Genomic DNA, 24,076 nt, shown 5'->3' on the forward strand with positions numbered 1-24,076 from the left:
AAGCTCCACTTAATTCTTCTACGCGATATCGATAAGGTTTGCTGCGAAGTTGCATCCGGAGCGCTGATCAGGCCCTATGTCCAATTCGGCCCTTCATGGGTCACCATGGCCGTGACGGTCATCGGCATCAGCCCATGGAGGCGTCATGAAGCTCGGCAAGGCACTGGCCACCGGGGTCGCGGAGGAGCAGCCGCGGGCCCATGAGGAAGAGCTCGAACTCCCCGAGGAGATCACCGAGGAGCTGAAGGCCCCCGAAGAGGTTCCGGCGGCCCGATGAGACTGCGGCTTCCGGAGGAACGCCCGACGGAGCCGCCGACCGGATACAAGATCGCCCACCCGGTGCTGTCCCAGGACGGCACCCGGGCCGGGTTCACCGGTGTGTCGCTCGGCGGCGCGCTGCCGTACGGCGTCCTGGCCGACGCGTCCTGCGTCTACGGGCTGCGCCACAAGGCACCGCATCGCCGCTGCGACTGCGGCTTCCACTGCGTGCACGACCGTGCGGCGGCCGAGGCGCTGCTGTGTACGGCCGAGCACCGGGCGGCCGTCCTTCTCGAGATCACGGTGCTCGGCCGCTACCTCCGCTTCGAGCGTGGTTTCCGCTACGCCCGCCAGCGCGTCCGTACGGCCACCGTCGGACCCTGCGCGTGCGGCGCGGTCGCCGTGGCCCTGGCGGACGCGGGCTGGGGCCGGCCCGGCTGGCGGGCACTCGCCCCGTCCTGCGCGGGCTGTGTCCGCGGCCGTACGTCCGTCTCGCTCGCCGCGTTCGCGCGGCTGGCCGGCGAGGGGCTGCGGGTGGTGGCGGGCAGCCGCGCGAACGCGGCGCCGGTCGCCGACCTCGGCGGCTCCGGCGAGCTCGGGGTGCCCGAACTCGTCGCCGAGGCCGCCCTGTTGCAGGCACGCCTCGACTGGTTCCAGACCCAGCTCGGCCGGTTCGGCGAGCAGGGCCCGGGCGGCGCCCCGCAGGGATAGCGCAGGCCGGCCGGGGTACCCGGAGTGTTCCGGACTCGAGGAAGGACTCGAGGAACGCGAGAACACGAGAGGAGGCGACACCGTGACCGGGACCATGCAACCCGGGCCGGTGCGCGAGGAGCACCATTCGGTGGGCGAACTCGTCGGACGGGCCACCGAACAGCTCTCCCGGCTCGTACGACAGGAAGTGGCCCTCGCCAAGGAGGAACTGGCGGCCAAGGGCCGACGCGCCGGACGCGGCGGCGGGCTGCTGGGCGCCGCGGGCGCGTTCGCCTACGCGGGTCTGCTCGCGCTGTCCGGCACGGCGGTCGCCGCCCTCTCGTTGACGCTGTCCGTCTGGGCCGCGGCGCTCATCGTGACGGCCGTGCTGTTCGCGATCGCGGGCCTGCTCGCCGCGACCGGCCGCGCCCAGCTGCGCCGCGCCGCACCGCCCACGCCCGAGGAGACCCTCGGCAGCGTCAGGGCCGACGTCGAGGAGATCAGGGAAAGGGCGCACCGATGACGGACAGGACTTCGCCGGAGGGCACGGGCGCCAAGGGGCCCGACGAGCTGCGGCGGCAGATCGAGCAGACCCGCAGTCAACTCGGCGACACAGTGGAGGAGTTGGCGGGCATGGTGGACGTGAAGGGCCGCGCGATGGCCCGGGCGGCCGACCTCAGGGACAAGGCGGGCGCGATGACCGTGCAGCTGCGCAGCACCGCCGCGCAGGCCCGGCACACCGTGCAGGACAGGGCCACGCAGGCCGGCCACAAGGTCCACGACCGGGCGCTGCAGGCAGGGCACACGGTTCAGGACCGGGCGACGAAGGCCGGCCACACCGCCCACGACCGGGCGCTCCAGGCGGGCCACACCGCCCAGGGCAGGGCCACGGAGACGGGACACACGCTGGAGCACCGGGCGGAGCACGACATGCCGTGGCCCGCCCGCCCCGTCGTCAAGGCGGCGGTACGGCATCCGCGGCCGGCGCTCGTCATCGGCGCGGCGGTGGTGGTGGTCGTGGTGGTGGCGTGGAGGTACCCCAAGAAGTGACGGCGCACGCGGAGGGGGTGACGGGCTGCAGCCCGCCACCCCCTCCGGCCGGTCGACTCGGGTCTCCCGAACGCCCGTACCGAGTCCCGGACTTGACCTGAATCTTGGTTGAGGTTGAAGGGTGAGCGGTACAGGCATTCGCCGACGGCCGCAGGAGACCCGTATGACCCGCCGTACCGACACTCATCCCGACCTTGCCGACCCCCGTATCGGTGCCCCCATGTTCAGCATCTGGCGCGTGGGCACCCCGTTCCGCCAGCGACAGACCGTCGAGGCCATCGCCGCCGCCTGGGAGAAGCGGTCCTGGCCTTCTGCCGATCTGCTCGGCTACCACGTCTACACCGGCGACGACGCCACCAGCCTGCTGCACTATTCGCAGTGGACCAGCGAGCAGGCCTACGAGTCCTTCGTCAAAGCGCATCGCCAGGAGCGCGTCGACGAGATCGACACCGCCGTACCCGGCATCGAGCGCGTCGGCCTGCGCCGGTACCGCCACTACCGCAGCGAGGGCGGCGGGCGTGTTCCTGGTTGCATCGTGATCGTCGACGTCGAGTTCGAGGGCCCCGACCCCGACCGGCAGCGTGCCTGGGTCGACGCGGTATTCGAGGCCCTGGAGACCCACCCGAACCCGCATCCCGGCGGTATCGCCGCCCACTTCCACCTGAGCACCGACGGGTCCCGGGTTCTCAACTACGCCGAGTGGGAGAGCGCCCAGGCGCACATCGAGGCTCTCAAGCCCGGCGTCGGCATCGGGGCGCCCACCCCTCAGTTCGAGCGCGTCCAGACCTGGCCGGGTCTGAAGAGCAGCACGGTCAGCCGGTACGAGCACGCACTCGGCCTCGTGCCGGAGTGAGCCCGGCGCCTCTCACCGAAAAGTTCAGCCTCCTGGACAAGAAAAGTTTTCGGTGAGACGGTGGACGCATGCTGGACGTGACCGTGATCGAGGACCCCGAGGCCGCCGCCGTCTCCCTGGACCCCATAAGGGCCCGCCTGCTCGCCGAGCTGGCCGCCGGACCCGCGTCGGCGGCGATGCTGGCCGGCAAGGTCGGGCTGCCCCGGCAGAAGGTGAACTACCACCTGAAGGCGCTGGAGCGGCACGGCCTGGTCGAACTGGCCGGGGAGCGCCGCAAGGGCAATGTCACCGAGCGGCTGATGCAGGCGACCGCCGCGTCGTACGTCATCTCGCCGCTCGCGCTCGCCGCCGTGCAGCCGGACCCGGACCGCTTCCGGGACCAGCTGTCCGCGCGCTGGATGCTCGCCCTCGGGGCCCGGCTGGTGCGCGACGTCGGCTCGCTGATCACCGGCGCGACGAAGGCCCGCAAACGGCTGGCGACGTATGCGCTGGACGGCGAGGTGCGGTTCGCCTCGGCGGCCGAACGGGCCGCGTTCGTCCAGGAGTTGACGGCCGGTGTGAGCGCGCTGATCCGCAAGTACGACGCGCCCGGCGCCGAGGGCGGCCGGGACCACCGGATCGTCGTCGCCGTACACCCCACGGTCAAGGACCAGCAGCCGCCCGCGCAGGAAATCGAGCAGCAGTAACCAGGAGCCCACCATGTCCAAGGAATTCGAGATCGCCCGCGAGTTCGAGGTCGACGCCACTCCCGAGGAGGTGTGGGAGGCGATCACCACCGGTACCGGAGGCTATCTGTGGCCGATGGAGCCGCCCGAGCCGAAGGTCGGCGGCAAGGGGCCCTTCGGGTCCAAGGTCACCGCCTGGGACCCGCCGCACCGCTACACCAACCGCGTCGAGGACGTCGAGGGGATCTCCGAGCAGACCCTCAACCAGCTCGACTACACCATCGAGCCGCGGGACGAGGGCCGGCGGGCCTGGGTGCGGTACGTGCACAGCGGGATCTTCGTCGACGACTGGGACAACCAGTACGACGGCGCCGCCCGGCACACCGACTTCTATCTGCACACCCTGCGGGAGTACCTGACCCACTTCGCGCCCCGGCCGGCCGCCTTCGCCACCTTCGACGGACCCGAGGCCTCGAAGGCCGCCGACGCCCTCGCCGCCGTAGGACGGGCGCTCGGTGTGGGGGAGGACGTGGCCGCCGGGACGCGCGTGACGGTCCACGGGCCCGACGAGTTCGACGCCGTGGTCGACTTCCGCAACCCGTACTTCATCGGGCTGCGCACGGACCGGGGCCTCACCCGCGTCTTCGGGCGCAACCACTGGGGCCACCCGGTCGGCATCTCCCTGCACGACTTCACGCCGGGCGCCGACATCAAGGAGTGCGAGGCCGCCTGGCAGGGCTGGCTGAACGGCGTGTTCAACCAGCCCTGATCCAGCCGGAGTTGCAGCCTGTCGCCTACGGCCGGAACCGCAGCACCTGCGGGTCGTGGTCGCTGATCTGGTCGTTGAACTCCGAGTTGATGTGCACGGAGTCGTAGTCGAAGTCGCAGCCGCGGCGGATCGACGGGGAGATCAGGATCTGGTCCAGGACCTGCTGGTTGCCCTGGTAGTCGTAGGTGTAACGCTCGCTCTTCGGCAGCGACTTGATCGCCGACCACAGCTCGCCGTCACCCTCGAGGATCTTCGTGGTGTCGGAGAAGTCGAAGTCGTTCATGTCGCCGAGCGTGATGACGTCCGCGTTCTTCTGGACGTCGAGGATGCTCTTGACGAACGCGTTGACCAGCGTCGCCTGGGCGTGGCGCTGGGTCTCCGAGCTGCGCACCGGGGGCTGGTACTGCGAGGTCAACCCCTGGTCGCCGCCCTTGGAGTTGAGGTGGTTGGCGATCACGAAGACGGTCCTGCCGCGGAAGACGAACTCGCCGGCCAGCGGCTTGCGGCTGGACTTCCAGGCGTCGTCGGCCGGGTCGACACGGCCGGGGGAGACCGTCAGCTGTGCCTTGCCGTGCACCTTGGTGACGCCCACCGCGGTGGTGGAGTCGCCGCCCGCGCGGTCGGTGAAGGAGACCCGCTCCGGGTTGAAGAGGAACACCTGGCGGATGTTGCCGCCGGGCTCGCCGCCGTCCTGGTCGTTGACCGGGTTGATCGAGCGCCAGTCGTACTTCGGGCCGCCCGCCGCGACGATCGCGTCGATCAGCTTGTTCACCGTCTCGCTCGCGTCGACCGTGCCGTCGTCCTTGGCACCGTTGTTGTCCTGGATCTCCTCCAGGGACACGATGTCGGGCGACTGCAGGTTGTTCACGATCGCGGAGGCGTGCGCCGCGAAGGTGGCGTCGGACGGGTCGAGGTTCTCGACGTTGTACGTCGCGACCGCCAGCTCGCCTCGCGACTGCTTCTTCGTCGTCTCGCGCTCCAGGCCGCCGCTCTTCAGCGTGCCGAGCCGGCCGGCGACCAGCGTGTAACCGCCGAACTGGTTGTAGTCCAGCGGACCGGCGGTCGAGCCGGTGAGTGTGTCGCCGACGTTCGCCTTCGGGAAGTCCGCGGTCGAGCCCAGCGACTGGATCTGCAGACGCCCGGTGTTCTGCGCGTCGTAGGAGCCGTACAGCGTGCCGCCGCGGTGGGTGCGGTGCTCGTACGGCTTCACCGTGACCCACAGCTCGCTGTACGGGTCGGTGGCCGTCACCACGCGGGTGTCGGCGACCTGGACGTTCATGCCCTCCAGGGACTCGTAGTAGTCCAGGGCGTACTTCGACGGCTGCAGCGTCAGGCCGTTGATCGAGTTGCTCGCGGCCGTGTCGCCCGCCGGGGTGTACTCGCCCGGCACCGACTTCGCGTCGATCACCGTGGCGGCCGGGACCGCGTTGCCGCTGGAGACGACGGCGACCGTCGGCTTGGTGATCTCGGTCAGCGACTGGTTGCCCGTCGAGGTGCCGCCGGGGACGTACTCCGAGACCGTGCCGGTGACCGTGACGGAGTCACCGACGGCGACCTTCGGCGTGGAGCTGGTGAAGACGAAGACGCCCTCACTGGTGGCCGGATTGTCGTCCGGGGTCGGATCCTGGATCCAGAAACCTCTGGAGGAGCCGTAGGTGCGCACGCCGGTGACGATTCCGGCCACGTCGGTGACCTTCTGGCCGGCGTACGGCGAGATGCGCGTGGTGCCCTGGATGTCGTGGATGCGGACGGTGTCCGCGTGCGCGGGAGAGGTGAGGACGATGGCCGACGCCGCGGAACAGACGGCGGCGACGGTGAGCGCGGCGAGACGCGCGGACTTCTTGCTCGGCAACGGAATCCCTCCGGGGACGTGCGTGGGCGCCGGGACGAGGGTGGTGCGTGGGACGGTCGGAGGCCGCGACCGGTGGGGCGGTGGCGACGCGCGTAGAAATTACAGTGAACAGATGTCCAGCAGATTTCTACGCGCGTCAATCTCCTGCCTGGTCAGGCCAGTTGTCAAGGTTTCGGCCATGTACAGCCGTCGTCCGGGAGATGAACCGGGCGGCATGGGTGGAAATCCGTCTAGGCTGAGCGGCTGAGTGGTACGACACGCCCGAGGAGAACCATCCGATGTCAGACAGCTCCCCCCTGCCGCCGGTGCGACTGCATCCCGAAGCGGAGCTGGCGCGGGACGCGCTGTCCACGCCGTTGCTCTCCCGGGCGGCTCGGCTGGCCCGCTGGGCCGGCCCGGACACACGCGTCGACGCCGGGGGCGGGCTGGTGGACGAGCAGCTGCCGGAAGCCGCCGAGGTGCTCGGGCTCGACGGGGAGGACGCCGCGGCCTACGCGAGCGAGGCCTGGCGGGTCGCCCTGGACACCGGGCTCGTCGAGATCGTCGACGAGGACGAGGGCACCGTCACGACCGGGGAGGACCTGGCCCTGCTCACGGCCGGCTCCCCGCACGACGTACTGGCCGTGTGGCAGGGCGCGTTGGAGACGGTGCTCGCCGACGCGAGCGTGCCCGACCTGGAGAGCCTGCAGGACGCGCTCGGCGAGACCGGCGAGGTCGACTTCTCCCAGCTGGAGTGGGACCCGGAGGGGGAGGCCGAGTTCCTCGACGGCGTCCTGCGCAACCTGTACCTGCTGACGGTCAGCGAGGACGGGCCCGGCGACTCGCCGGTGCCGCTGCCCGCGCTCGCCGCCTCGATGATCGTGCCCTCCGACATGGGCGAGCCCACCAACGACGTCCTGGAGCAGGTCTCCGACGCGATGATGCGGCTCGACGACCAGTTCCGGCTGCTCGCGCCGGTCGGGCTGGTCGAGTACCAGCCCGTCGACGAGGCGCTGATGGCCGACGCCGACGAGGAACCCGCGGCACCCGTGGACGACGTCGACGTCGCCCGCTACGGCATGGTGCGGATGACGCCGCTAGGCCTGTACGGGCTGCGGGCGCGGCTGCTGGAGGTCGGTCTCGCGGCGCCCGCGGTCGGCGACCTCGCGGACAAGGGCGCCGACGCGCTCCTCGACGGCACGGCGGCCTTCGGACAGTCGGCGGCGCAGGCCGAGACCGAACAGTGGCTGGCCCGCCGCGAACCCCTCGCGGCGGCACGGGAGTTGCTCGCTGCGGCACGCGGCGCGGACGCCGGTGCGCCGCTGCGGCGGCTGCGCTGCCAGCTGGCGCTGTCACTCGTCGGCACGGAGGCCGAACCGGCCCTGCGGGACGTCCTCGACGACCCCGAGCTGGGCGGGCTCGCCCGGGTCTGGCTGACCGAGCGGGGAGCGACGGACGTACCCGCACCGTCGGAATCGATGATCTTCTGGCTCACCATCGACACAATCGCCGCGCAGCTGGCCGCCGAGGGCAACTCCGAGGAACTCCGAGCGCTGGTACAGGGGTTGGCCGCCCAGCACGGCGGCTTCTTCGCGACGGCCTGGCGGGTCGACCACCCGGCCACGGCGGACGTGCTGGAGGCGATGGGAAGGCTGCACCCGGACAAGCGGATCGCGAAGGAAGCACGGAAGGCCGCCTTCAAGGCGCGTTCCCAGCACGGGGATTGAGGCGGGCTCCCAGAACGTTGCGGCGGGCCAGGGGTGCCCATGCCCGCCGCAACGCGACACTGCTCAGCAGTGATAGATCGTCGTGTGCTTGAACGACGACGTCGCACCGTTGAAGCCGTACGTCCCCCGGTAGGCCGGCGGGTTCTGGAACTCGCCGACGATGGTGATCGTGTTGGCACACGTGCCGCTGCCCGTCCGCTTCGCGTCCAGGCGGAACGTGTCACCCACGAAGCCGCCCGTGATGTCCCACGGAGCACCGCAGATGCCGGAGGTGATCTGGCCTCCCGTCACCACGTACGGATGGGTGTTGGGGTTGAACTTCACCTCGATGCCGAAGGTGACCGCCCCGTTGTGCAGCTCCAGCTTGGCGGATGTGGACACTGCCTCGGTGGACACGTCCTGCTGGGTGGCGAACGCCTCGTCCCGGGTCTTGACCTCGGCGCCCTGCGGGTTGTGGAACCGATGCTCGGCGGCCGACGTGCCCTTCTGCTTTCGTGCCTGTGTGGTCATGGAGAAATGCCTCCTCCTGTACGGAGATTGAGTGACCGTCAGGCCAGCTGCTCGGCGACCTCGACGCGCAGCAGCGCGCGGACGTTCTCGAAGTGGTTGGCGATCGTCACCACGGAGGACCCGGCGAACAGCAGCCCCAGGGCGACGTTGTCGAGCGAGGTGACCAGGGAGCCCGAGTCGCCGCCCGCCGAGATGTTCGTCGTGAGGATCTGGTCCTTGAAGCGGGCCGTGCCCGCCGTGCCGTAGTTGACGTCGATCGTCGCGTCGACCGCCATGATCCGGCCGAAGCTGATGTTGGTCGTCCGGCCGGTCTTCTTCACCAGGTCCCCGACCGCGACATTCGCCTTGCGCCGCCAGGCGCGCGGCGCGCCGCTGAAGTACTGCTCCCGAGTGGCGTCCTGGAACTCCACCGTGCCGAGCGCGCAGTCCACCACGTTGTTGTGCCGTTCCAGCGGGATCTGCGGGGCGAACTGGATCGTGATGAAACGGTCCAGGGTCGCGATCCGGTCCGCCGGGTCCGAGCCGCCGTCGAAGACGCCGGGCTGCACGATCGGGCTGCCCAGCTGCGCCCGGTTGGAGTCGGCGAGCACGTGGTTGTTGGACAGGACGTAGAACTTCGCCGGGGTGCCCAGGCCGGGTCCCGGCGGGTCGACCGTCGCGCCCGGCAGGAAGTCGTACACCACGCTGCCCAACGTGCCCGCTGTCACGCGTACGTTGCCGATCGAGAACCCCGAAGGGCACGGCCGCATACGGCGTTTGAGGATCTGCGGCTCGAACGCCGCCGGTCCGCTGAGCTCTTCGAGCAGCGGCTGCGACAGGCGCGCCAACTGCTCCTGGACGCTGCCGTCGGCGCCGTAGGACGCCTCGCGCTGCGCCCCGGACTGCCGTTGCTGCTGCCGCTGTGCGGCCACATGACCGACCGCCACCACGTCGGTGGGCGTCCCGTCGTCCATCTGGAGCGGCACCACGTCCCGCTCCGGCAGCATCGACTCGGGCACCTTCTGCGTCACGAACACCAACACGGCTTCCTGGCCGGTCGGTTCGCCGCCGCTCCACTTCACCCCGTGGCCGAAGCCCACCACGTTCGCCAGCGGCTGCTCACGCCGCAGGAAGTCGGACAGTGCCTGCTGGCGGGAGCTGTCGCTCAGTTGACCACCAGTCGGTCCTCGCATCAGTTCGGGCTGGCTCACGCCAGACCACCTCTTCTGTTTTCGGCTCAGGGTTCCTACGGGCCGCGGCGCGGTGACTCAGCGCTCAGGGCTCACAAGTCGCCGTCCTGAGCGCTCACTTCACCGATCGCGAGCACGCGCACCGGTACGCCGTCGAGCTCGTCCGGAACCACGTCTTCTGGAAGGAGCCGGTCACGGGGCACTTTCCGGGTGACGAAGACGATGATCACGTCCTGTCCCGAGTGCTCGTCCCTCCCGGTGCCGACTCCGCTCACATTGGCCAACTTCATCAGCCGGCCTTCGTGGAGGCGACGTACCCGCTGTGCGTCCATCGGGCTCGCCTCCCCTTCGGGTGGTGTGCAGTTCCTGTCTATGGCCGGGGGCAGGCCGAGTCAAGGCAATCTGAAATGAATCACGAACTTCGACCCCATCCATGCCTGTTGACCATGTTTACGAAGAATCCTCCGACCAATTTCCCGGACCTGAGGGACTTTTGATGCTGCTGGGCGAGTGCATACGGATTCATGGAAGAGAGCCCGGTGAAGTCGCCCGGTGTTCAACTCCCGTTCAGGCATGGGCGGGACGGTGGCGCCGACCCGAGGTCCGCCACCCTCCACGGCACACCCACCGTCACAGGAGACACCATGTCGCTCACCCGCAGGGACTTCGCCAGAAAATCCGCGATCACCGGTGCCGGTGTCGCACTGGCGGGCAGCGTCGGCGCCCTCGCCACCGCCCCGAACGCCCTTGCGTCCACGGACACCGACAGCGCGGGCGAGGAGTCGGCGGCCGCCCATGGCGGCGTCGGCTACGGACCGCTCCTGCCCGACCCGGACGGCATCCTCGCCCTCCCGGCCGGCTTCAAGTACCGGATCATCACCTACAGCGGCAGGACCAAGCTGGAGTCGGGCGAGTTCACCCCGTCCAACCACGACGGGACCTCCACCTTCGACGGCCCCCGCGGCGCGACCCTCCTGGTCAACAACCACGAACTCAAGGGCCCGCGTTCGGCCTGGCAGTATCCCGTCCCGCTCACCGACGGCCTCGTCTACGACCCCGCCGCGTCCGGCGGCTGCACCGTCGTCGAGGTGCGCCGCGACCATGTCGCCGAGTGGGTCGGCATCGCCGGCACCTCCACCAACTGCGCGGGCGGCAACACCCCTTGGGGCACCTGGCTCACCTGCGAGGAGACCGAGGACAAGGCCGGCCAGAACGGCATGACCAAGGACCACGGCTACGTCTTCGAGGTCGACCCGTCCGACCGCCGTGCCAACCAGAACCCCAAGCCCATCAAGGCGCTGGGCCGTTACGCCCACGAGGCCGTCGTCATCGACCCCAAGCGCGGCCACGCCTACCTCACCGAGGACGCCGCCACACCCAACGGCCTCCTGTACCGCTGGACCCCGCCCGAGGACTACTGCCACGGCCGCGGCAAGTTCCGCACCCTCGCCGACGACGCCGGCGTCCTCCAAGCCTTCAAGTGCTTCGACTCCGGCGGCAAGTTCGTCGACGACCTCTCCCGCGCCACGAAGATCGGCACGGTGTACGGCGTCGACTGGGTCGACGTCCCCGACCGTGACGCCAGGACCACGTCCGTCCGCAAGCAGTTCACCGACGGCCAGGTCACCCGCGCCCGCAAGCTCGAGGGCATGTGGTGGGGCGACGGCGGCACGTACATCGTCTCCTCGTACGCCCGCACCGAGAGCCCCGTCCAGCACGACGGAGCCGTCTGGTTCTACGACCCCAAGCGCCGCACCCTGACCCTGAAGGTCCTGCTCGGCGTCAACCCCGACCCGTCCAAGGACGGCGCCTTCGACGGCCCCGACAACATCACCGTCTCCCCGTACGGCGGCCTGGTCATCGCTGAGGACGGCGAGGGCGTCCAGCACCTGTTCGGCGCGACCGACAGCGGCCGCACCTACCCGATCGCCCGCAACGAACTCAACATCGGCACCGAAGAGGCCCCGGAATACAGCGAGTTCACCGGCGTCACCTTCTCGCCCGACGGCAGGACCCTGTTCGCGAACATCCAGACGCCGGGGATCATGCTGGCGATCACCGGGCCCTGGAAGCGCCAGAAGCGCGGTTGATGCACTGACGGGAATTTAATTCGCTCGCTCGACTCGCGGCCATCCTCCTAAAGTTGTGCATGTCCAGGTGCGAAGGCAGGACCTACTTCCACTCTTAATGGGGAGGCCGCGGGTTCGAATCCCGCCACCGGTTCCACGAGCCGGTGTAGCTCAGAGGCAGAGCACCTACGTCGGTTCCGCCGACCTCGATCTCTGGACACCACAACTTCATTGCACCTCCCGGTGCGAATCATTTGATCTCGGGGAGGCGCAGCTCAAGGTGGGTGCCCGGTGCGCAGGCAGCGGATACTTCGGGAGCTGGTGGGGAAACTCGTGCGGGTTCGAATCCCGTCATCGGCTCAGGGTCGGTGTGGCGGAATGGAAGACGCGCCAGTTATAAGCGACCGCCGTCGACTTCGACCTCGGACACCCTCCTTTTGCTGTGCCTCCCTCCGAAACCGAAGCAGAATTCGGGGGAATTCACCATGGCGCGATTCAACTCCAAGGCCGCTCGGGCGCAGCCCACTTCGCGGGTCACCTCCACGGGCCGCGTCCTGCGCAGCTACGAGGGCGGCAAGGGCAGCGAGCGCGACGCGCGCTCCGAGCTTTTTCTGCTCGCGGTCGCCAACTTCGTGTCGCAGCAGACCTTTTACGAGTCCGGCGTCGACCGCGACGACCGCTTCGCGCGCCTCGTCCGCAAGCTCGCCGTCGAGGACCCGGCCTGGACTGCCGGCCTGCTCGGCTGGCTGCGCGGCGAGGGGAACCTTCGTACGGCCTCGATCGTCGGAGCCGCCGAGTACGTGAAGGCGCGCCTCGACACGGGCGCCACCGACGGCCCGTCGAACCGCCAGGTCGTGGCCTCCGTGCTGCAGCGTCCGGACGAGCCGGGCGAGCTGCTCGCGTACTGGACCGCGACGTACGGTCGCGCCGTGCCCAAGCCGGTCAAGCGGGGCGTCGCCGACGCCGTACGACGGCTCTACCACGGCAAGTCGCTGCTGAAGTACGACACCGCGTCCAAGGGTTACCGCTTCGGCGACATCCTCAACCTGGTGCACGCGGCGCCGGACCCGGACAAGCCGTGGCAGGGCGAGCTGTTCCAGTACGCCCTCGACCGCCGGCACAACCCGGACACCGCGGTGCCGCCCGCGTCCAGCCGGGTGCTCACCGCGCACCGCGAGCTGATGGCGCTGCCGGTGGCCGAGCGGCGCGCGGTGGTGACGTCGGCGGGCGGCGCCGAGCGACTCGCGGCTGCCGGGATGACCTGGGAGGCGCTGGCCGGGTGGCTGCAGGGCCCGATGGACAAGGCGGCCTGGGAGGCCGTGATTCCGTCGATGGGTGCCATGGCTCTCGTACGGAACCTGCGGAACTTCGACCAGGCCGGGGTCTCCGACGAGGTCGCGGCCCAGGTCGCGGCCAGGATCAGTGACCCGGCGGAGGTCGCGCGTTCGCGGCAGTTCCCCTTCCGGTACCTCGCCGCGTACCAGCACGCGCCCTCGCTGCGCTGGTCGTACCCGCTGGAGCAGGCGCTCGGCCACTCGCTGGCCAACGTGCCCGCGCTGCCGGGCCGGACGCTGGTCCTCGTCGACCGTTCGGGCTCGATGTGGTCGCCGCTGTCCGACCGCTCGCAGCTCAACCGGGCCGACGCGGCGGCGATCTTCGGCACGGCGCTCGCGCTGCGGGCGAAGCAGGCCGATCTCGTCGAGTTCGGCACCACGAGCCGGCGGCTGTCCTTCCGCAAGGGCGAGTCGGTGCTGAAGATCCTCGGCCGCTTCGGCGACCTGGGCGGCACCGACACCACCTCGGCGGTCCGCGCGCACTACCGGGGACAGGACCGGGTGCTGATCGTCACCGACGAGCAGTACGCCTTCAGCCACTACGGCGACCCGACCGAGCAGGTCCCGGCGAACGTGCCGGTGTACACCTGGAACCTCGCCGGCTACCGCGCGGGCCACGGCCCGTCGGGCAAGGCGAACCGGCACACCTTCGGGGGCCTGGGCGACGCGGCGTTCCGTATGGTCCCGCTGCTCGAGGCCGCCCGGGACGCCGACTGGCCCTGGGCTGCCCGGGCAGCCTGAGCGGCCGAATCGTGGCCCGCACTTCTACGGGGGGTGCGGGCCACACCCTTGCCCGCCCCTTGTCCGCGAGGCCATTGATATCTAACATTTCAGTTCGTGGAGGCCATACAACCCGTCCGGCGCACCCTCCTCAGGGACCGCGCCTACGAAGCCATCCGGGACGCCATCGTCGCCGGGGAGATCGAGCCCGGTGCGGTGGTGCGGGACGCCGAGTTCGCCGAGCGGCTCGGGCTGTCCCGGGCGCCCGTGCGGGAGGCCTTCTCACGGCTGGTGGACGAGGGGCTGCTGGAGAGCAAGCCGCAGAGCTACACCCGGGTGACCCCGGTCGTCACCGCCGATGTGCGGGACGCCGCCGCCGTGGTCGGCGCCATGCACGAACTGGCCACGCGGGTCGCCGTGCCCCGCCTCTTCGCCGCCGACGTCCAGGCGATGCGCACCGCCAACGAACGGTTCGCCGCGGCCGTCGGCGCGGGCGACGTCGACGGGGCCCTGAGTGCCGACGACGACCTGCACGACGTCCTGGTCCGGGTCGCCGGCAACCACGCGGCCACCGCCACCATCGCCCGCTACACCCCGCTCATCCGCCGGCTTGAGCGCCGCCGCTTCGGCGAGAGCAGCTGCCGTTCGGCCGGGCTGCACGAGCAGCTGATCGAGGCCTGCGCGGCCGGTGAGACGGACACCGCGGTCCGCGTCACCGCGGAGATCTGGCGGAGCCTCGCGGACCTCGTAGACCTGACCGACGGCGACTGATCCGGATCACCCCGGGAGGACCCATGTCCCTTTCCTCGTACGACCGTTACCCCCTCCTCTTCGGCCCCTCGCCGGTGCACCCGCTGGAGCGCCTGACCGCGCACCTCGGCGGTGCCTCGCTCTGGGCCAAGCGGGAGGACTGCAACTCCGGGATCGCGTACGGCGGGAACAAGACCCGCAAGCTGGAGTACCTGGTCGCCGACGCGCTCGCCAAGGGCTGCGACACGCTCGTGTCGATCGGCGGCGTCCAGTCCAACCACACCCGTCAGGTCGCGGCCTGCGCCGCCCGTGCCGGGCTCAAGTGCGTGCTGATCCAGGAGAGTTGGGTGGAGTGGCCCGACTCCGTGTACGACAAGGTGGGCAATATCCTGCTCAGCCGCCTCGCCGGGGCCGACGTACGGCTGGTGAGGGCCGGGTTCGGGATCGGGTTCAAGGAGAGCTGGGAGCAGGCGCTCCGTGAGGTCGAGGAGTCGGGCGGGAAGCCGTACGCCATCCCGGCCGGCGCGTCCGACCACCCGCTCGGCGGCCTCGGGTTCGCCGGGTGGGCGTACGAAGTGGCCGAGCAGGAGCGGGAGTCGGGGGTCTTCTTCGACACCGTCGTCGTCTGTTCGGTGACCGGGTCGACCCAGGCGGGGATGGTCGCGGGCTTCGCGGCGATCGAGGAGGCCGGCGGGCGGCCGCGGCGCGTGCTTGGCATCGACGCCTCGGCCAAGCCCGCCGCCACCCGCGAGCAGATCGCCCGGATCGCGCAGAACACCGGGCAACTCATCGGGGTGAAGCGGGAGTTGACCGAGGCGGACGTCGAACTGGACGAGCGCTACCACGCGGGCGTCTACGGCATCCCCGACGAGACCACACTCGCGGCGATGCGGCTGGCCGCCCGCACCGAGGGGATGGTCACCGACCCCGTGTACGAGGGGAAGTCGATGGCCGGGATGATCGACCTGGTCGAGCGCGGCGAGATCGGCGCCGACTCGACCGTGCTCTACGCCCACCTGGGCGGCCAGCCCGCGCTCAACGCGTACAGCGCGCTGTTCTAATCGGTGTGCGTCGGGCCGTCCTGGACGGCTTGCCTGTGCGGCCCGGTGATCACGAACGCGGACACCAGCAGGGCGGTCAGGCCGATCAGGGCGCCGACGCCGAACGCGCGCGCCGCCCCGTGGACGAGGATCTCGGACGGGGTGCCGGAGGCGTGCCGGGTCGCCGTGCCGAAGACCGTGACCAGGACCGACAGTCCGACCGTGCCGCCCAGCCACTGCAGGGTCTGCAGCAGGCCGGAGGCGGCGCCGGCCTCGTGCGGTTCGATACGGGCGAGGATCGTCGCGTTGAGCGGCATGAAGCTCAGGCCCACGCCGATGCCCATCAGCAGCAACGGGCCGAGCAGACCGGCCGCGTAGCCGTCGCCGGGTTGAAGCCGCCACAGCCAGGCGGCCGCGGTGACGAGCAGGGCCATGCCGGTGAGCAGGACAGGCTTGGCGCCGGCCCTGGCGAGCAGCCGCGGCACGAAGCGGACGGTCGTGAACAGCACCAGGGTCATCGGCAGGAAGGCGAAACCGGCGCGCAACGGGCTGTAGTCCAGCACCTGTTGGCTGATCAGCGTGAGGAAGTAGAACGCCCCGAACATGCCCGCGGGCAGCAGCAGGACGCCCGCGTAGCCGCCCGCGCGGTTGCGGTCGGAGAAGAGCCGGAGCGGCAGGATCGGCTGGGCGGCGCGGGACTCGACGAGCGTGAAGCCGGCGAGCAGTGCGGCGGCCGTACTGAATCCGAGCAGGGCCTGGGTGTCGCTCCAGCCTTCCTCCGAGACCCGGATGAACGCGTACACGAGCGAGGACATCCCTGCCGTGCCCGTCAGTGCTCCTGCCGCGTCGAACCTGCCCGCGTGGCGCGGGGTTTCGGTGACGAAGCGGGGCAGGGCGAGGGCCACCCCGATGCCGATCGGGACGTTGATCAGCAGGGCCCAGCGCCAGGACGCCCAGGAGGTGAGCATGCCGCCGATGACCAGGCCGATGGAGGCGCCGATGCCGGCCATGGAGGTGTAGATGCCGAGGGCGTGGTGGCGGCGGGGTCCCTCCGGGAAGTTGGTGGTGATCAGGGCGAGGGTGCTGGGCGCGGTGAGGGCGGCGCCGACGCCCTGCAGCGCGCGGGCCGCGAGCAGCCAGGCGCTGTCGGTGGCGAGTCCGCCGAGCAGGGAGGAGCCGGCGAAGAGCAGGACGCCGGTGGTCAGGGTGCGGCGGCGGCCGACGATGTCGCCGACGCGTCCGCCGAGCAGCAGCAGACCGCCGAAGGCGAGGGTGTAGGCGTTGAGGACCCAGGACAGGCCGGTGCGGCTGAAGCCGAGGTCCTGCTGTATGTCGGGCAGTGCGACGTTGACGACGGTGGAGTCGACGCCGACCATCAGGTAGGCGGTGACGATGACGATGAGGACGGTGCCGAGCCTGGCGGACTGCTGTGGTGCGGGGAGCGTTTCGGTGGTGGTGCCGGACGGGCTGGACATGGAGTTCTCCCGTTTCGATGTCCCCGGTCGGATGTACGCGGGCAGCGCGAAGCAACGGAGTGTGGGCAGGCGGGAATTGCCGGCGGAGATAACCGGGGACTGTCTCCGTTTAACTCTCGCTAAGATACGGAGAGGGTCCCCGGTTCGCAAGGAGTATCTGGATGACGCAGGTGAGGCCCATGCGCGCGGACGCTCGGCGCAACTACGAGCGGTTGCTCAAGGTGGCGGCGGAGGCCTTCGCCGAGCATGGGGAGAAGGCGTCCCTCGACGACATCGCCAAGCGGGCGGGGGTCGGGTCGGGCACGCTGTACCGGCACTTCCCGACGCGGCAGGCGCTGCTTGAGGCGGTGTACGTCGACACCATCGAGGCGCTCGCGCACCGCGGCGACGAGATCGCCAGGGAGCTGCCGCCGGGCGAGGCGCTGGCGGAGTGGCTCTACGAGGTGTGCATCGGCACGATCCAGGTCCGCGGCCTGAAGTCGCTGCTGGGCTCGGCCGTGACGGACGGCAGCAATCTCGCCCTCACGGCGTGCGCGACGCATATGAAGGGGGCTGCGCAGCGGCTGGTGGAGGCTGCGCAGCGGGACGGGGCCCTACGCAAGGATGTCGAGCCGATCGATGTGCTTCGGCTGGCCCACGGGGTGTCGTCGGCCTCGGAACTGGCGAGCGGCGGGACGCAGCACCTCCGTCGGTATCTGTCGCTGCTGACGGAGGGGCTGCGGGCGTAGCGCGCCGGTCAGAGAGCCTGGGCCGCCGGCTTCACCATGTTCCGGACGGTGCGGGCCTTCACGAACTCGCCCATCGCCGTCATCTCCCACTCGCCGGAGAACTGGCGGATCAGCTTGGCCATCATCACGCCGGTCTGGGCTTCGGCGTTGGTCAGGTCGAAGCGGACGAGTTCCTCGCCGGTCGCCGCGTCCAGGAGGCGGCAGTAGGCCTTGGCCACCTCGGTGAACTTCTGGCCGGAGAAGGAGTTCACGGTGAAGACGAGGCCGGTGGCCTCCTGGGGGATGCGGCCGAGGTCGACCACGATGACCTCGTCGTCCCCGCCGCCCTCACCGGTGAGGTTGTCGCCGGAGTGCTTGATCGCGCCGTTCAGGATGGACAGCTTGCCGAAGTAGCAGCTGTCGATGTGGTTGCGCTGCGGGCCGTAGGCGATGACCGACGCGTCGAGGTCGATGTCCTTGCCGCGGAACGCCGGCTCCCAGCCGAGGCCCATCTTGACCTGGGAGAGCAGCGGGCGGCCGCCCTTGACGAGGGAGACCGTCTGGTTCTTCTGGAGGCTGACCCGGCCCTTGTCGAGATTGATCTTCCCGGTGCCGGGAGCGGCGGGGGCCGCGGCGGCGGGCGGGGCCGGGGGAGGCGGCGGGGTGGTGGACAGGGACGGGGCCGGCGGGGCCACCGGGGGCTGCATCGTGGGCGTCGGCGGGGCGACCGGCTGGGGCGCCGCGGCCGGGGCCGGCTCCTCCACCGTGACGCCGAAGTCGGTGGCGATGCCCGCCAGCCCGTTGGCGTACCCCTGGCCGACCGCCCGGGCCTTCCACTGGCCGTTGCGCAGATAGATCTCGACGATCACCAGCGCCGTCTCCGAGCCGAGCTGCGGGGGCGTGAACGTGGCCAGGACGGCGTTGTCGTCCGCGCTGCGGATCGTGGCCGTCGGTTCGATGCCCTGGAAGGTCTGGCCCGCGGCGTCCGGGCTCGCGGTGACGACGATCTTCTCGATGCCGGGCGGGACGGCGGCGGTGTCGACGATGATCGCGTCGGGCGCCGTACCGCCGCCGGAGCGGTACGTCACGCCCGGTCCGCTCGGCTGGTTGTAGAAGATGAAGTCGTCGTCGGAGCGCACCTTGCCGTCGCCGGTGAGCAGCAGGCCCGACACGTCGAGCCGCACGGGGGCGGCGACGTCCACCGCCACCCGCGAGGCGGAGAGAGGGATGTTCGAGCCAGGGGTCATAGCTGTCATGCCGGGTCAACGAACGAGGTGGCTTTACCGTTCCCTTAAACTTCTACGGCACCACGACGATCTTCCGCCCCACTCCCGCCGCGAACTGGTCCAGCGCCGCCGGGTACTGCTCCAGCGGGATGCGGTCGCTGATGAAGATCTCCGGGTCCAGCACACCGTTCGCGAACAGCTCCGCCGCCCGCTCGAAGCTGTGGAGCACCGCCATGGAGCCGGTGATGGTGATCTCCTGGTTGTAGATGCGGTACGGGTCGATGGTCACGCGCGTCGCATAGTCGGCGACCCCGAACTGCAGGAACGTACCCGCCTTCGCCACCCGCTCCAGGCCGTCCTGGATCGCCGCCGCGTTCCCCGTCGCGTCCACCACGACGTCCCAGCCCTGCGGCCGCTCCAGTTCGTCCGCGTTCGCCGCCGACGCCGAGACGCCCAGCCGTACGGCCGTCTCCAGGCGGGCCGGGTTCAGGTCCACCACGTCCACGCTCGCCGCGCCGGTCCGCTTGGCGAGCTCCAGCATCATCAGGCCCATCGTCCCCGAGCCGTAGATCAGGACATGTGCGCCCAGCCGGGACTGCAGGACGTCGTAGCCGCGGACGGCGCAGGACAGCGGCTCCACGAGGGCCGCGTCCTGGGTGCGGACGTGCTCGGGCAGCTTCACGCAGTTCGCCACCGGGGCGACCGCGAACTGCGCCGCGCCTCCCGCCGTCGTGACCCCGATCGCGGCCCACCGCTCGCAGAGGTTGTTGTGGCCCGTACGGCAGTACCGGCACTCGTAGCAGTACAGCGACGGGTCGACCGCCACCCGGTCGCCGACCGCGACCTCCGTGACCTGGGTGCCGACGCCGACCACCTCGCCGGCGAACTCGTGCCCGGGCACGATCGGCAGCTTGGGTGCGAACTCGCCCTGGAGGATGTGCAGATCGGTGCCGCAGAGGCCGCACGCGGCGACCTCGACGACGACCTCGCGGGGTCCGGGCGTCGGGTCCGGGACCTCTGCGACGACGGCGCGGCCCACGGACTCGATGACGGCGGCCTTCATTTGACGGCTCCCAGTGACAGGCCCTGGACCAGCTTGTCCTGGGCGGCGAACCCCGCGGCGAGCACCGGCAGGGAGATGACGAGCGACGCGGCGCACACCTTCGCCAGGAACAGGCCCTGGCTGGTGATGAAGCCGGTCAGGAAGACGGGGGCGGTCTCCGCGACCACGCCCGTCAGGACTCGGGCGAAGAGGAGTTCGTTCCAGCTGAAGATGAAGCAGATCAGGGCGGTTGCGGCGATGCCGGGCAGGGCGATCGGGGCCACCACGCGCGCGAGGATCGTCGGCAGGCGTGCCCCGTCGATCTGCGCCGCCTCGATCACCGCCACCGGGACCTCGGCCAGGAACGACTGCATCATCCACACCGCGATCGGCAGGTTCATGGAGGTGTAGAGGATGACCAGCAGCCAGATGTTGTCGAGCATGTCCGTGTTCTTGGCGAACAGGTAGATCGGCAGCAGGCCCGCGACCACCGGCAGCATCTTGGTCGACAGGAAGAAGAACAGGACGTCCGTCCACTTCTTCACCGGGCGGATCGAGAGCGCGTACGCCGCCGGGAGGGCGAGCAGCAGCACCAGGGCCGTCGAAGCCACGGACGCCACCGTCGAGTTGATCAGGGACGGCCAGGGGCTCGCGCCGCCGCCCGTGCCGAAGAACTCGCGGTAGCCGTCCAGCGTGAGGGCGGCCCCGAAGGACGGCGGGTTGGTGGCCGCGTCCGCCTCGGAGTGGAAGGACGTCAGCGCCATCCAGGCGATGGGCAGGAAGAAGACGATCCCGACCAGCCAGGCCACCAGGCCCAGCCCGACTCCCTTGCGGCGGGGGCTCGTTCGTACGGCGACCGTGCTCATGCGCGGGACACCTCCTCGCGGAACAGGGACGACACCACGCGCAGGGCGAAGGTCGCGATGATGATCGAGCCGATGACCACCAGGACGCCCGCGGCCGAGGCGAGGCCGTTCTCGTGGGCCTGGTAGAAGCTCTGGTAGACGGTGTAGGGGAGGTTGGCGGTGCCCAGGCCGCCGGACGTGATCGTGAAGACCGCGTCGAAGTTCTGGACGATGTAGATCGATCCCAGCAGGGCGCCGAGTTCGAGGTAGCGGCGCAGGTGCGGGAGCGTCAGATGGCGGAAGATCTGCCAGTCGTTGGCGCCGTCGACCCGCGCGGCCTCCAACTGCTCGTTGTCACGGCTCTGCAGGCCCGCCAGCAGGATCAGCATCATGAACGGCGTCCACTGCCAGATCAGCGATGCCTCCACCGCGAGCAGCGGGTTGTTGGAGATCCAGTCCGGCTGCGGACCGCCCACGTAGTGCAACAGCCCGTTCAGCAGGCCGTATTCGGGGTTGAACAGCACGTGCTTCCAGAGCAGGGCCGCCGCCACCGGGACCACCAGGAACGGCGCGATCAGCAGCGTGCGGACCACGCCCCGGCCGCGGAACTTCCGGTCCAGGAGCAGGGCGAGCGCCAGGCCCAGGATCAGGCTGAGCAGGACCACCGTGGCCGTCAGCAGGACCGTCGTCCACACCGAGTGGCGCAGGTCCGCGTCGGTCAGGACCTCCTTGTAGTTGTCGAGGCCGGTGAAGTGACGGGCGTTCGGATACAGGGCGTTCCAGTCGAAGAACGAGATCACCAGCGTGGCCACGAACGGGAGCTGGGTCACCACGATCATGAAGACCAGGGCGGGCAGCAGCGGGGCACGGGTGGCCCAGGCCTTCAGCCGGGCGGAGGGCCGGCGGGTGCTGCGTACGGAAGTTGCGACGGTCGGAGCCGTTGTCGTGGCGGTCATCGTCCCTCGTACTCCTTCGAGATCTTCTCGGCGAGCTGCTGGGACTTCTTCAGCGCCGAGTCGACGGACTGGCGTCCGGCGATGGCGGCACTGATCTCCTGGGAGACCTTGGTGCCGAGATCGGTGAACTCGGGGATGCCGACGAACTGGATGCCGGGCGCGGGGCGCGGCTGCACCCCCGGGTCGTTGGGCTTGGCGCCCTCGATGGCCTCCTTGGTCATCTCCTGGAAGGCCGCCGCCGACTTGCGGTAGTCGGCGTTCTCGTACGTCGACGCGCGCTTGCCCGCGGGCACGTTGGGCCAGCCGCTGGTCTCGCCGACCAGCTGCTCGTACTGCTTGCTGGACGCCCAGGAGACGAACTTCCAGGCCTTGTCCGGGTTGCGGGAGGCCTTCTGGATGCCCCAGGCCCAGGTGTAGAGCCAGCCGGAGGAGTCCGTCTTCTCGACGGGAGCGGGGGCGTAGCCGAGCTTGCCCTTGACCGGGGAGTTCGACGCCTCCAGGGAACCGGCGGCCGACGTGGCGTCGTACCACATGGCGACCTTGCCCTGGGTCATGTTGTTCAGGCACTCGGCGAAGCCGGACTGTGCGGCGCCGGACTCACCGTGCTTGCGCACCAGGTCGACGTAGAACTTCGTCGCCTTCTCGAAGGCGGGGGAGTCGAGTCGGGCCTTCCAGTCCTTGGTGAACCAGGTGCCGCCGAAGGTGTTCACGACGGTGGTGAGCGGTGCCATGACCTCGCCCCAGCCCGGCAGGCCGCGCAGACAGATGCCACGCATCCCGGACTTGGCCCCGTCGACCTCGGCGGCCAGCTTCGCCACCTGGTCCCAGGTGGGGTGGGCCGGCATCGTCAGGCCCTTCTCGGCGAACACGTCCTTGCGGTACATCAGGAAGGACGACTCACCGTAGAAGGGCTGGCCGTAGAGCTTGCCGTCGTCGGCGGTCAGGGACTGCCGCATCGGCCTCAGCACGTCCTGCTCGTCGTACGACGGGTCCTTGGCGACGTACGAGTTCATCTCGTGCAGCCAGCTGTTCTTGGCGTAGATGGGGATCTCGTAGTTGCTGAGCGTCGCCACGTCGTACTGGCCCGCCTGGTTGGCGAAGTCCTGGCTGATCTTGTCGCGGACGTCGTTCTCCGGCAGGACGGTGAAGTTCACCTTGATGCCGGTCTCCTTGGTGAAGTGCGCCTTGGTGAGTTTCTGCAGCTCCACCATCTGCGGGTTGTTGACCATCAGGACGTTGACGGAGTTGCCGCCGGAACCGCCCCCGCCCGCCCCGACCCAACAGCCGGAGAGCAGCGGGGCGAGCAGCGTCCCTGCGGCGGCCATGGCGAGCGTGGCTCGCGTCGGCCGTCGTCGGCTCTGGGTTCGCATGGATCGCTCCTGAACATATGGGGAGATAAAGGGCGCGACTTGGCGTGGAAGTGCCCTGGAAGGGGTGCGTCGGGTTTCAGACTCGGATGACCTGCGGCCCGAGCAGCGAGTAGCGGTGGGCCTCGGCCGACGGGAGCAGGGTGCTGGTCACGATCGTCTCCAGTGCGCCGATCTCCGCGAACCGGCAGAAGCTGACCGCCCCGAACTTGGTGTGCACGCCGGCGAAGACGGTGCGGCGCGCGGCCCGGATGGCCTGTGCCTTGACCTCGCTCACGGCCGGGTCGGGGGTGGTCAGGCCGTGCTCGCGGGAGATGCCGTTGGCGCCGATGAAGGCGAGGTCGAGGACGAAACCGGCCAGCATCTTGGTCGTCCAGTGGTCGACGGTGGCCAGCGTGCCGGAGCGGACCCGGCCGCCGAGCAGCAGCACGGAGATGCCGTCGGCCTCCGCGAGCGCGCCCGCGACCGGCAGGGACGCGGTGACCACGGTCAGCGGCCGGTCCCTGGGCAGTGCCTCGGCGATGAGCTGCGGAGTGAAGCCCTCGTCGACGAAGACCGTCTCGGCGTCCCCGAGCAGCTCGGCCGCGGCGGCCGCGATCCGGCGCTTCTCGGGTACGTGGCTGGTGGCGCGGAATTCCAGCGTCGTCTCGAAGCCGGCGCTCTCCACGGGGTAGGCGCCGCCGTGGGTGCGGCGGATCAGTCCGTGGTCCTCCAGGGCGCGCAGATCCCGTCGTACGGTCTCCTTGGCCACGCCCAGCTCGGTGGCGAGCGCGGTGACGTCGACCGAGCCGGTGGCGCGCGCGGCCCGCACGATCTCGCGCTGGCGCTCTTCCGCCGTCTTCGCGGTGTTCGCCGTCATCGCCGTCACCTGCTTCCCTGCTGTGGTGCCCGTTCGGGCCCGGTGAGGCCCATGCAGGAAGTTCTACAACCGGTCTCCGGCACTGACCAGGCCTGTTGCAGGACCGATGCTGCCCGTATGCGCCCGTTTGCGGAGCGGAGTGCCCGCCTCGGACCTGCGCGGCT

Annotated in this window: 24 protein-coding genes; 13 read left to right on the forward strand and 11 right to left on the reverse strand. The window is 70.1% G+C overall.

The genetic code is table 11. The features are described from left to right. Positions 1–145 precede the first annotated feature (145 nt). The 7 genes from ACFY1L_RS43375 to ACFY1L_RS43405 all read left to right on the forward strand — a co-directional run bounded on the left by ACFY1L_RS43375 (position 146) and on the right by ACFY1L_RS43405 (position 4,285). Entirely contained in the window at positions 146–277 is a 132-nt protein-coding gene (locus ACFY1L_RS43375) for a hypothetical protein (protein ID WP_388838006.1), read from the forward strand. Then, complete coding sequence (locus tag ACFY1L_RS43380) at positions 274–969, forward strand: hypothetical protein (protein ID WP_388838009.1); 696 nt, start codon at positions 274–276, stop codon at positions 967–969. The genes ACFY1L_RS43375 and ACFY1L_RS43380 overlap by 4 nt, the downstream gene beginning before the upstream one ends. Positions 970–1,051: 82 nt before the next feature. Next, positions 1,052–1,471 carry a phage holin family protein gene (locus ACFY1L_RS43385; RefSeq protein WP_388838011.1) on the forward strand — a complete coding sequence of 140 codons (420 nt, stop codon included), beginning with the start codon at positions 1,052–1,054 and terminating at the stop codon, positions 1,469–1,471. Then, entirely contained in the window at positions 1,468–1,998 is a 531-nt protein-coding gene (locus ACFY1L_RS43390; protein ID WP_388838014.1) for a DUF3618 domain-containing protein, read from the forward strand. Before ACFY1L_RS43385 ends, ACFY1L_RS43390 begins: the two co-directional genes overlap by 4 nt. A gap of 163 nt (positions 1,999–2,161) precedes the next feature. Beyond that, positions 2,162–2,851, forward strand: a complete 690-nt coding sequence (locus ACFY1L_RS43395) for an antibiotic biosynthesis monooxygenase (protein WP_388838017.1) — start codon at positions 2,162–2,164, stop codon at positions 2,849–2,851. Between the two features lie 68 nt (positions 2,852–2,919). Beyond that, the gene (locus ACFY1L_RS43400) at positions 2,920–3,537 is read left to right on the forward strand and encodes an ArsR/SmtB family transcription factor (protein WP_388838020.1); all 618 of its coding nucleotides are present in this window, start codon (positions 2,920–2,922) and stop codon (positions 3,535–3,537) included. Positions 3,538–3,550: 13 nt separating this feature from the next. Continuing rightward, on the forward strand, positions 3,551–4,285 hold the full coding sequence (locus ACFY1L_RS43405) for an SRPBCC domain-containing protein (RefSeq protein ID WP_388838023.1): 735 nt from the start codon (positions 3,551–3,553) through the stop codon (positions 4,283–4,285). A gap of 25 nt (positions 4,286–4,310) precedes the next feature. Here ACFY1L_RS43405 and ACFY1L_RS43410 read toward each other — a convergent pair whose 3' ends face one another. Then, entirely contained in the window at positions 4,311–6,137 is a 1,827-nt protein-coding gene (locus ACFY1L_RS43410; protein ID WP_388838026.1) for an endonuclease/exonuclease/phosphatase family protein, read from the reverse strand. A gap of 278 nt (positions 6,138–6,415) precedes the next feature. Here ACFY1L_RS43410 and ACFY1L_RS43415 point away from each other — a divergent pair, with 278 nt between their 5' ends. Further along, positions 6,416–7,843 carry a hypothetical protein gene (locus tag ACFY1L_RS43415; protein ID WP_388838029.1) on the forward strand — a complete coding sequence of 476 codons (1,428 nt, stop codon included), beginning with the start codon at positions 6,416–6,418 and terminating at the stop codon, positions 7,841–7,843. A gap of 63 nt (positions 7,844–7,906) precedes the next feature. On the opposite strand, the gene ACFY1L_RS43420 is transcribed toward ACFY1L_RS43415, so the two are convergent. The 3 genes from ACFY1L_RS43420 to ACFY1L_RS43430 all read right to left on the reverse strand — a co-directional run bounded on the left by ACFY1L_RS43420 (position 7,907) and on the right by ACFY1L_RS43430 (position 9,854). Further along, a complete protein-coding gene (locus ACFY1L_RS43420) occupies positions 7,907–8,353 on the reverse strand; it encodes a hypothetical protein (RefSeq protein ID WP_388838032.1) in 447 nt (148 codons plus the stop codon). A gap of 38 nt (positions 8,354–8,391) precedes the next feature. After that, entirely contained in the window at positions 8,392–9,543 is a 1,152-nt protein-coding gene (locus tag ACFY1L_RS43425; protein ID WP_388838035.1) for a hypothetical protein, read from the reverse strand. A 71-nt stretch (positions 9,544–9,614) separates the two neighbouring features. After that, on the reverse strand, positions 9,615–9,854 hold the full coding sequence (locus ACFY1L_RS43430) for a hypothetical protein (RefSeq protein ID WP_388838038.1): 240 nt from the start codon (positions 9,852–9,854) through the stop codon (positions 9,615–9,617). 312 nt (positions 9,855–10,166) lie between these two features. Here ACFY1L_RS43430 and ACFY1L_RS43435 point away from each other — a divergent pair, with 312 nt between their 5' ends. The 4 genes from ACFY1L_RS43435 to ACFY1L_RS43450 all read left to right on the forward strand — a co-directional run bounded on the left by ACFY1L_RS43435 (position 10,167) and on the right by ACFY1L_RS43450 (position 15,456). Then, the gene (locus ACFY1L_RS43435; RefSeq protein ID WP_388838041.1) at positions 10,167–11,612 is read left to right on the forward strand and encodes an alkaline phosphatase PhoX; all 1,446 of its coding nucleotides are present in this window, start codon (positions 10,167–10,169) and stop codon (positions 11,610–11,612) included. A 464-nt stretch (positions 11,613–12,076) separates the two neighbouring features. After that, complete coding sequence (locus ACFY1L_RS43440) at positions 12,077–13,666, forward strand: TROVE domain-containing protein (RefSeq protein WP_388838044.1); 1,590 nt, start codon at positions 12,077–12,079, stop codon at positions 13,664–13,666. Between the two features lie 96 nt (positions 13,667–13,762). Beyond that, entirely contained in the window at positions 13,763–14,416 is a 654-nt protein-coding gene (locus ACFY1L_RS43445; RefSeq protein ID WP_388838047.1) for a GntR family transcriptional regulator, read from the forward strand. 23 nt (positions 14,417–14,439) lie between these two features. Continuing rightward, entirely contained in the window at positions 14,440–15,456 is a 1,017-nt protein-coding gene (locus tag ACFY1L_RS43450; protein WP_388838050.1) for a 1-aminocyclopropane-1-carboxylate deaminase, read from the forward strand. On the opposite strand, the gene ACFY1L_RS43455 is transcribed toward ACFY1L_RS43450, so the two are convergent. After that, positions 15,453–16,910, reverse strand: a complete 1,458-nt coding sequence (locus ACFY1L_RS43455) for an MFS transporter (protein ID WP_388838053.1) — start codon at positions 16,908–16,910, stop codon at positions 15,453–15,455. The two genes, ACFY1L_RS43450 and ACFY1L_RS43455, sit on opposite strands and share 4 nt — an antisense overlap. A gap of 161 nt (positions 16,911–17,071) precedes the next feature. Here ACFY1L_RS43455 and ACFY1L_RS43460 point away from each other — a divergent pair, with 161 nt between their 5' ends. Next, entirely contained in the window at positions 17,072–17,638 is a 567-nt protein-coding gene (locus ACFY1L_RS43460) for a TetR/AcrR family transcriptional regulator (protein WP_388838056.1), read from the forward strand. 8 nt (positions 17,639–17,646) lie between these two features. Here the strand turns inward: ACFY1L_RS43460 and ACFY1L_RS43465 are convergent, their stop codons facing one another. From ACFY1L_RS43465 to ACFY1L_RS43490, 6 genes are all read right to left on the reverse strand, one after another. Beyond that, on the reverse strand, positions 17,647–18,864 hold the full coding sequence (locus ACFY1L_RS43465; RefSeq protein ID WP_388838470.1) for a TerD family protein: 1,218 nt from the start codon (positions 18,862–18,864) through the stop codon (positions 17,647–17,649). Positions 18,865–18,916: 52 nt separating this feature from the next. Continuing rightward, on the reverse strand, positions 18,917–19,906 hold the full coding sequence (locus ACFY1L_RS43470; RefSeq protein WP_388838059.1) for a zinc-dependent alcohol dehydrogenase family protein: 990 nt from the start codon (positions 19,904–19,906) through the stop codon (positions 18,917–18,919). Next, positions 19,903–20,751, reverse strand: coding sequence for a carbohydrate ABC transporter permease (locus ACFY1L_RS43475; RefSeq protein ID WP_388838062.1), 849 nt, complete (start codon positions 20,749–20,751; stop codon positions 19,903–19,905). Before ACFY1L_RS43475 ends, ACFY1L_RS43470 begins: the two co-directional genes overlap by 4 nt. Beyond that, positions 20,748–21,686 (reverse strand): carbohydrate ABC transporter permease, encoded by a 939-nt coding sequence (locus ACFY1L_RS43480; RefSeq protein WP_388838065.1) that lies wholly within the window; start codon positions 21,684–21,686, stop codon positions 20,748–20,750. The genes ACFY1L_RS43475 and ACFY1L_RS43480 overlap by 4 nt, the downstream gene beginning before the upstream one ends. Then, on the reverse strand, positions 21,683–23,056 hold the full coding sequence (locus tag ACFY1L_RS43485) for an ABC transporter substrate-binding protein (RefSeq protein ID WP_388838068.1): 1,374 nt from the start codon (positions 23,054–23,056) through the stop codon (positions 21,683–21,685). Before ACFY1L_RS43485 ends, ACFY1L_RS43480 begins: the two co-directional genes overlap by 4 nt. Positions 23,057–23,132: 76 nt before the next feature. Continuing rightward, positions 23,133–23,912, reverse strand: a complete 780-nt coding sequence (locus tag ACFY1L_RS43490; RefSeq protein WP_388838071.1) for a DeoR/GlpR family DNA-binding transcription regulator — start codon at positions 23,910–23,912, stop codon at positions 23,133–23,135. Between the last annotated feature and the right edge of the window lie 164 nt (positions 23,913–24,076).

The sequence above is a fragment of the Streptomyces sp. NPDC001663 genome (assembly GCF_042893105.1).
Classification (GTDB): Bacteria; Actinomycetota; Actinomycetes; order Streptomycetales; family Streptomycetaceae; genus Streptomyces.

Coding starts and splice junctions, on each gene's coding strand:
- ACFY1L_RS43485 (WP_388838068.1), bottom strand. CDS start 23,056: ATGCGAACCCAGAGCCGACGACGGCCGACGCGAGCCACGCTCGCCATG.
- ACFY1L_RS43420 (WP_388838032.1), bottom strand. CDS start 8,353: ATGACCACACAGGCACGAAAGCAGAAGGGCACGTCGGCCGCCGAGCAT.
- ACFY1L_RS43455 (WP_388838053.1), bottom strand. CDS start 16,910: ATGTCCAGCCCGTCCGGCACCACCACCGAAACGCTCCCCGCACCACAG.
- ACFY1L_RS43390 (WP_388838014.1), top strand. CDS start 1,468: ATGACGGACAGGACTTCGCCGGAGGGCACGGGCGCCAAGGGGCCCGAC.
- ACFY1L_RS43480 (WP_388838065.1), bottom strand. CDS start 21,686: ATGACCGCCACGACAACGGCTCCGACCGTCGCAACTTCCGTACGCAGC.
- ACFY1L_RS43465 (WP_388838470.1), bottom strand. CDS start 18,864: ATGACCCCTGGCTCGAACATCCCTCTCTCCGCCTCGCGGGTGGCGGTG.
- ACFY1L_RS43405 (WP_388838023.1), top strand. CDS start 3,551: ATGTCCAAGGAATTCGAGATCGCCCGCGAGTTCGAGGTCGACGCCACT.
- ACFY1L_RS43460 (WP_388838056.1), top strand. CDS start 17,072: ATGACGCAGGTGAGGCCCATGCGCGCGGACGCTCGGCGCAACTACGAG.
- ACFY1L_RS43380 (WP_388838009.1), top strand. CDS start 274: ATGAGACTGCGGCTTCCGGAGGAACGCCCGACGGAGCCGCCGACCGGA.
- ACFY1L_RS43450 (WP_388838050.1), top strand. CDS start 14,440: ATGTCCCTTTCCTCGTACGACCGTTACCCCCTCCTCTTCGGCCCCTCG.
- ACFY1L_RS43475 (WP_388838062.1), bottom strand. CDS start 20,751: ATGAGCACGGTCGCCGTACGAACGAGCCCCCGCCGCAAGGGAGTCGGG.
- ACFY1L_RS43395 (WP_388838017.1), top strand. CDS start 2,162: ATGACCCGCCGTACCGACACTCATCCCGACCTTGCCGACCCCCGTATC.
- ACFY1L_RS43400 (WP_388838020.1), top strand. CDS start 2,920: ATGCTGGACGTGACCGTGATCGAGGACCCCGAGGCCGCCGCCGTCTCC.
- ACFY1L_RS43470 (WP_388838059.1), bottom strand. CDS start 19,906: ATGAAGGCCGCCGTCATCGAGTCCGTGGGCCGCGCCGTCGTCGCAGAG.
- ACFY1L_RS43435 (WP_388838041.1), top strand. CDS start 10,167: ATGTCGCTCACCCGCAGGGACTTCGCCAGAAAATCCGCGATCACCGGT.
- ACFY1L_RS43415 (WP_388838029.1), top strand. CDS start 6,416: ATGTCAGACAGCTCCCCCCTGCCGCCGGTGCGACTGCATCCCGAAGCG.
- ACFY1L_RS43430 (WP_388838038.1), bottom strand. CDS start 9,854: ATGGACGCACAGCGGGTACGTCGCCTCCACGAAGGCCGGCTGATGAAG.
- ACFY1L_RS43440 (WP_388838044.1), top strand. CDS start 12,077: ATGGCGCGATTCAACTCCAAGGCCGCTCGGGCGCAGCCCACTTCGCGG.
- ACFY1L_RS43490 (WP_388838071.1), bottom strand. CDS start 23,912: ATGACGGCGAACACCGCGAAGACGGCGGAAGAGCGCCAGCGCGAGATC.
- ACFY1L_RS43375 (WP_388838006.1), top strand. CDS start 146: ATGAAGCTCGGCAAGGCACTGGCCACCGGGGTCGCGGAGGAGCAGCCG.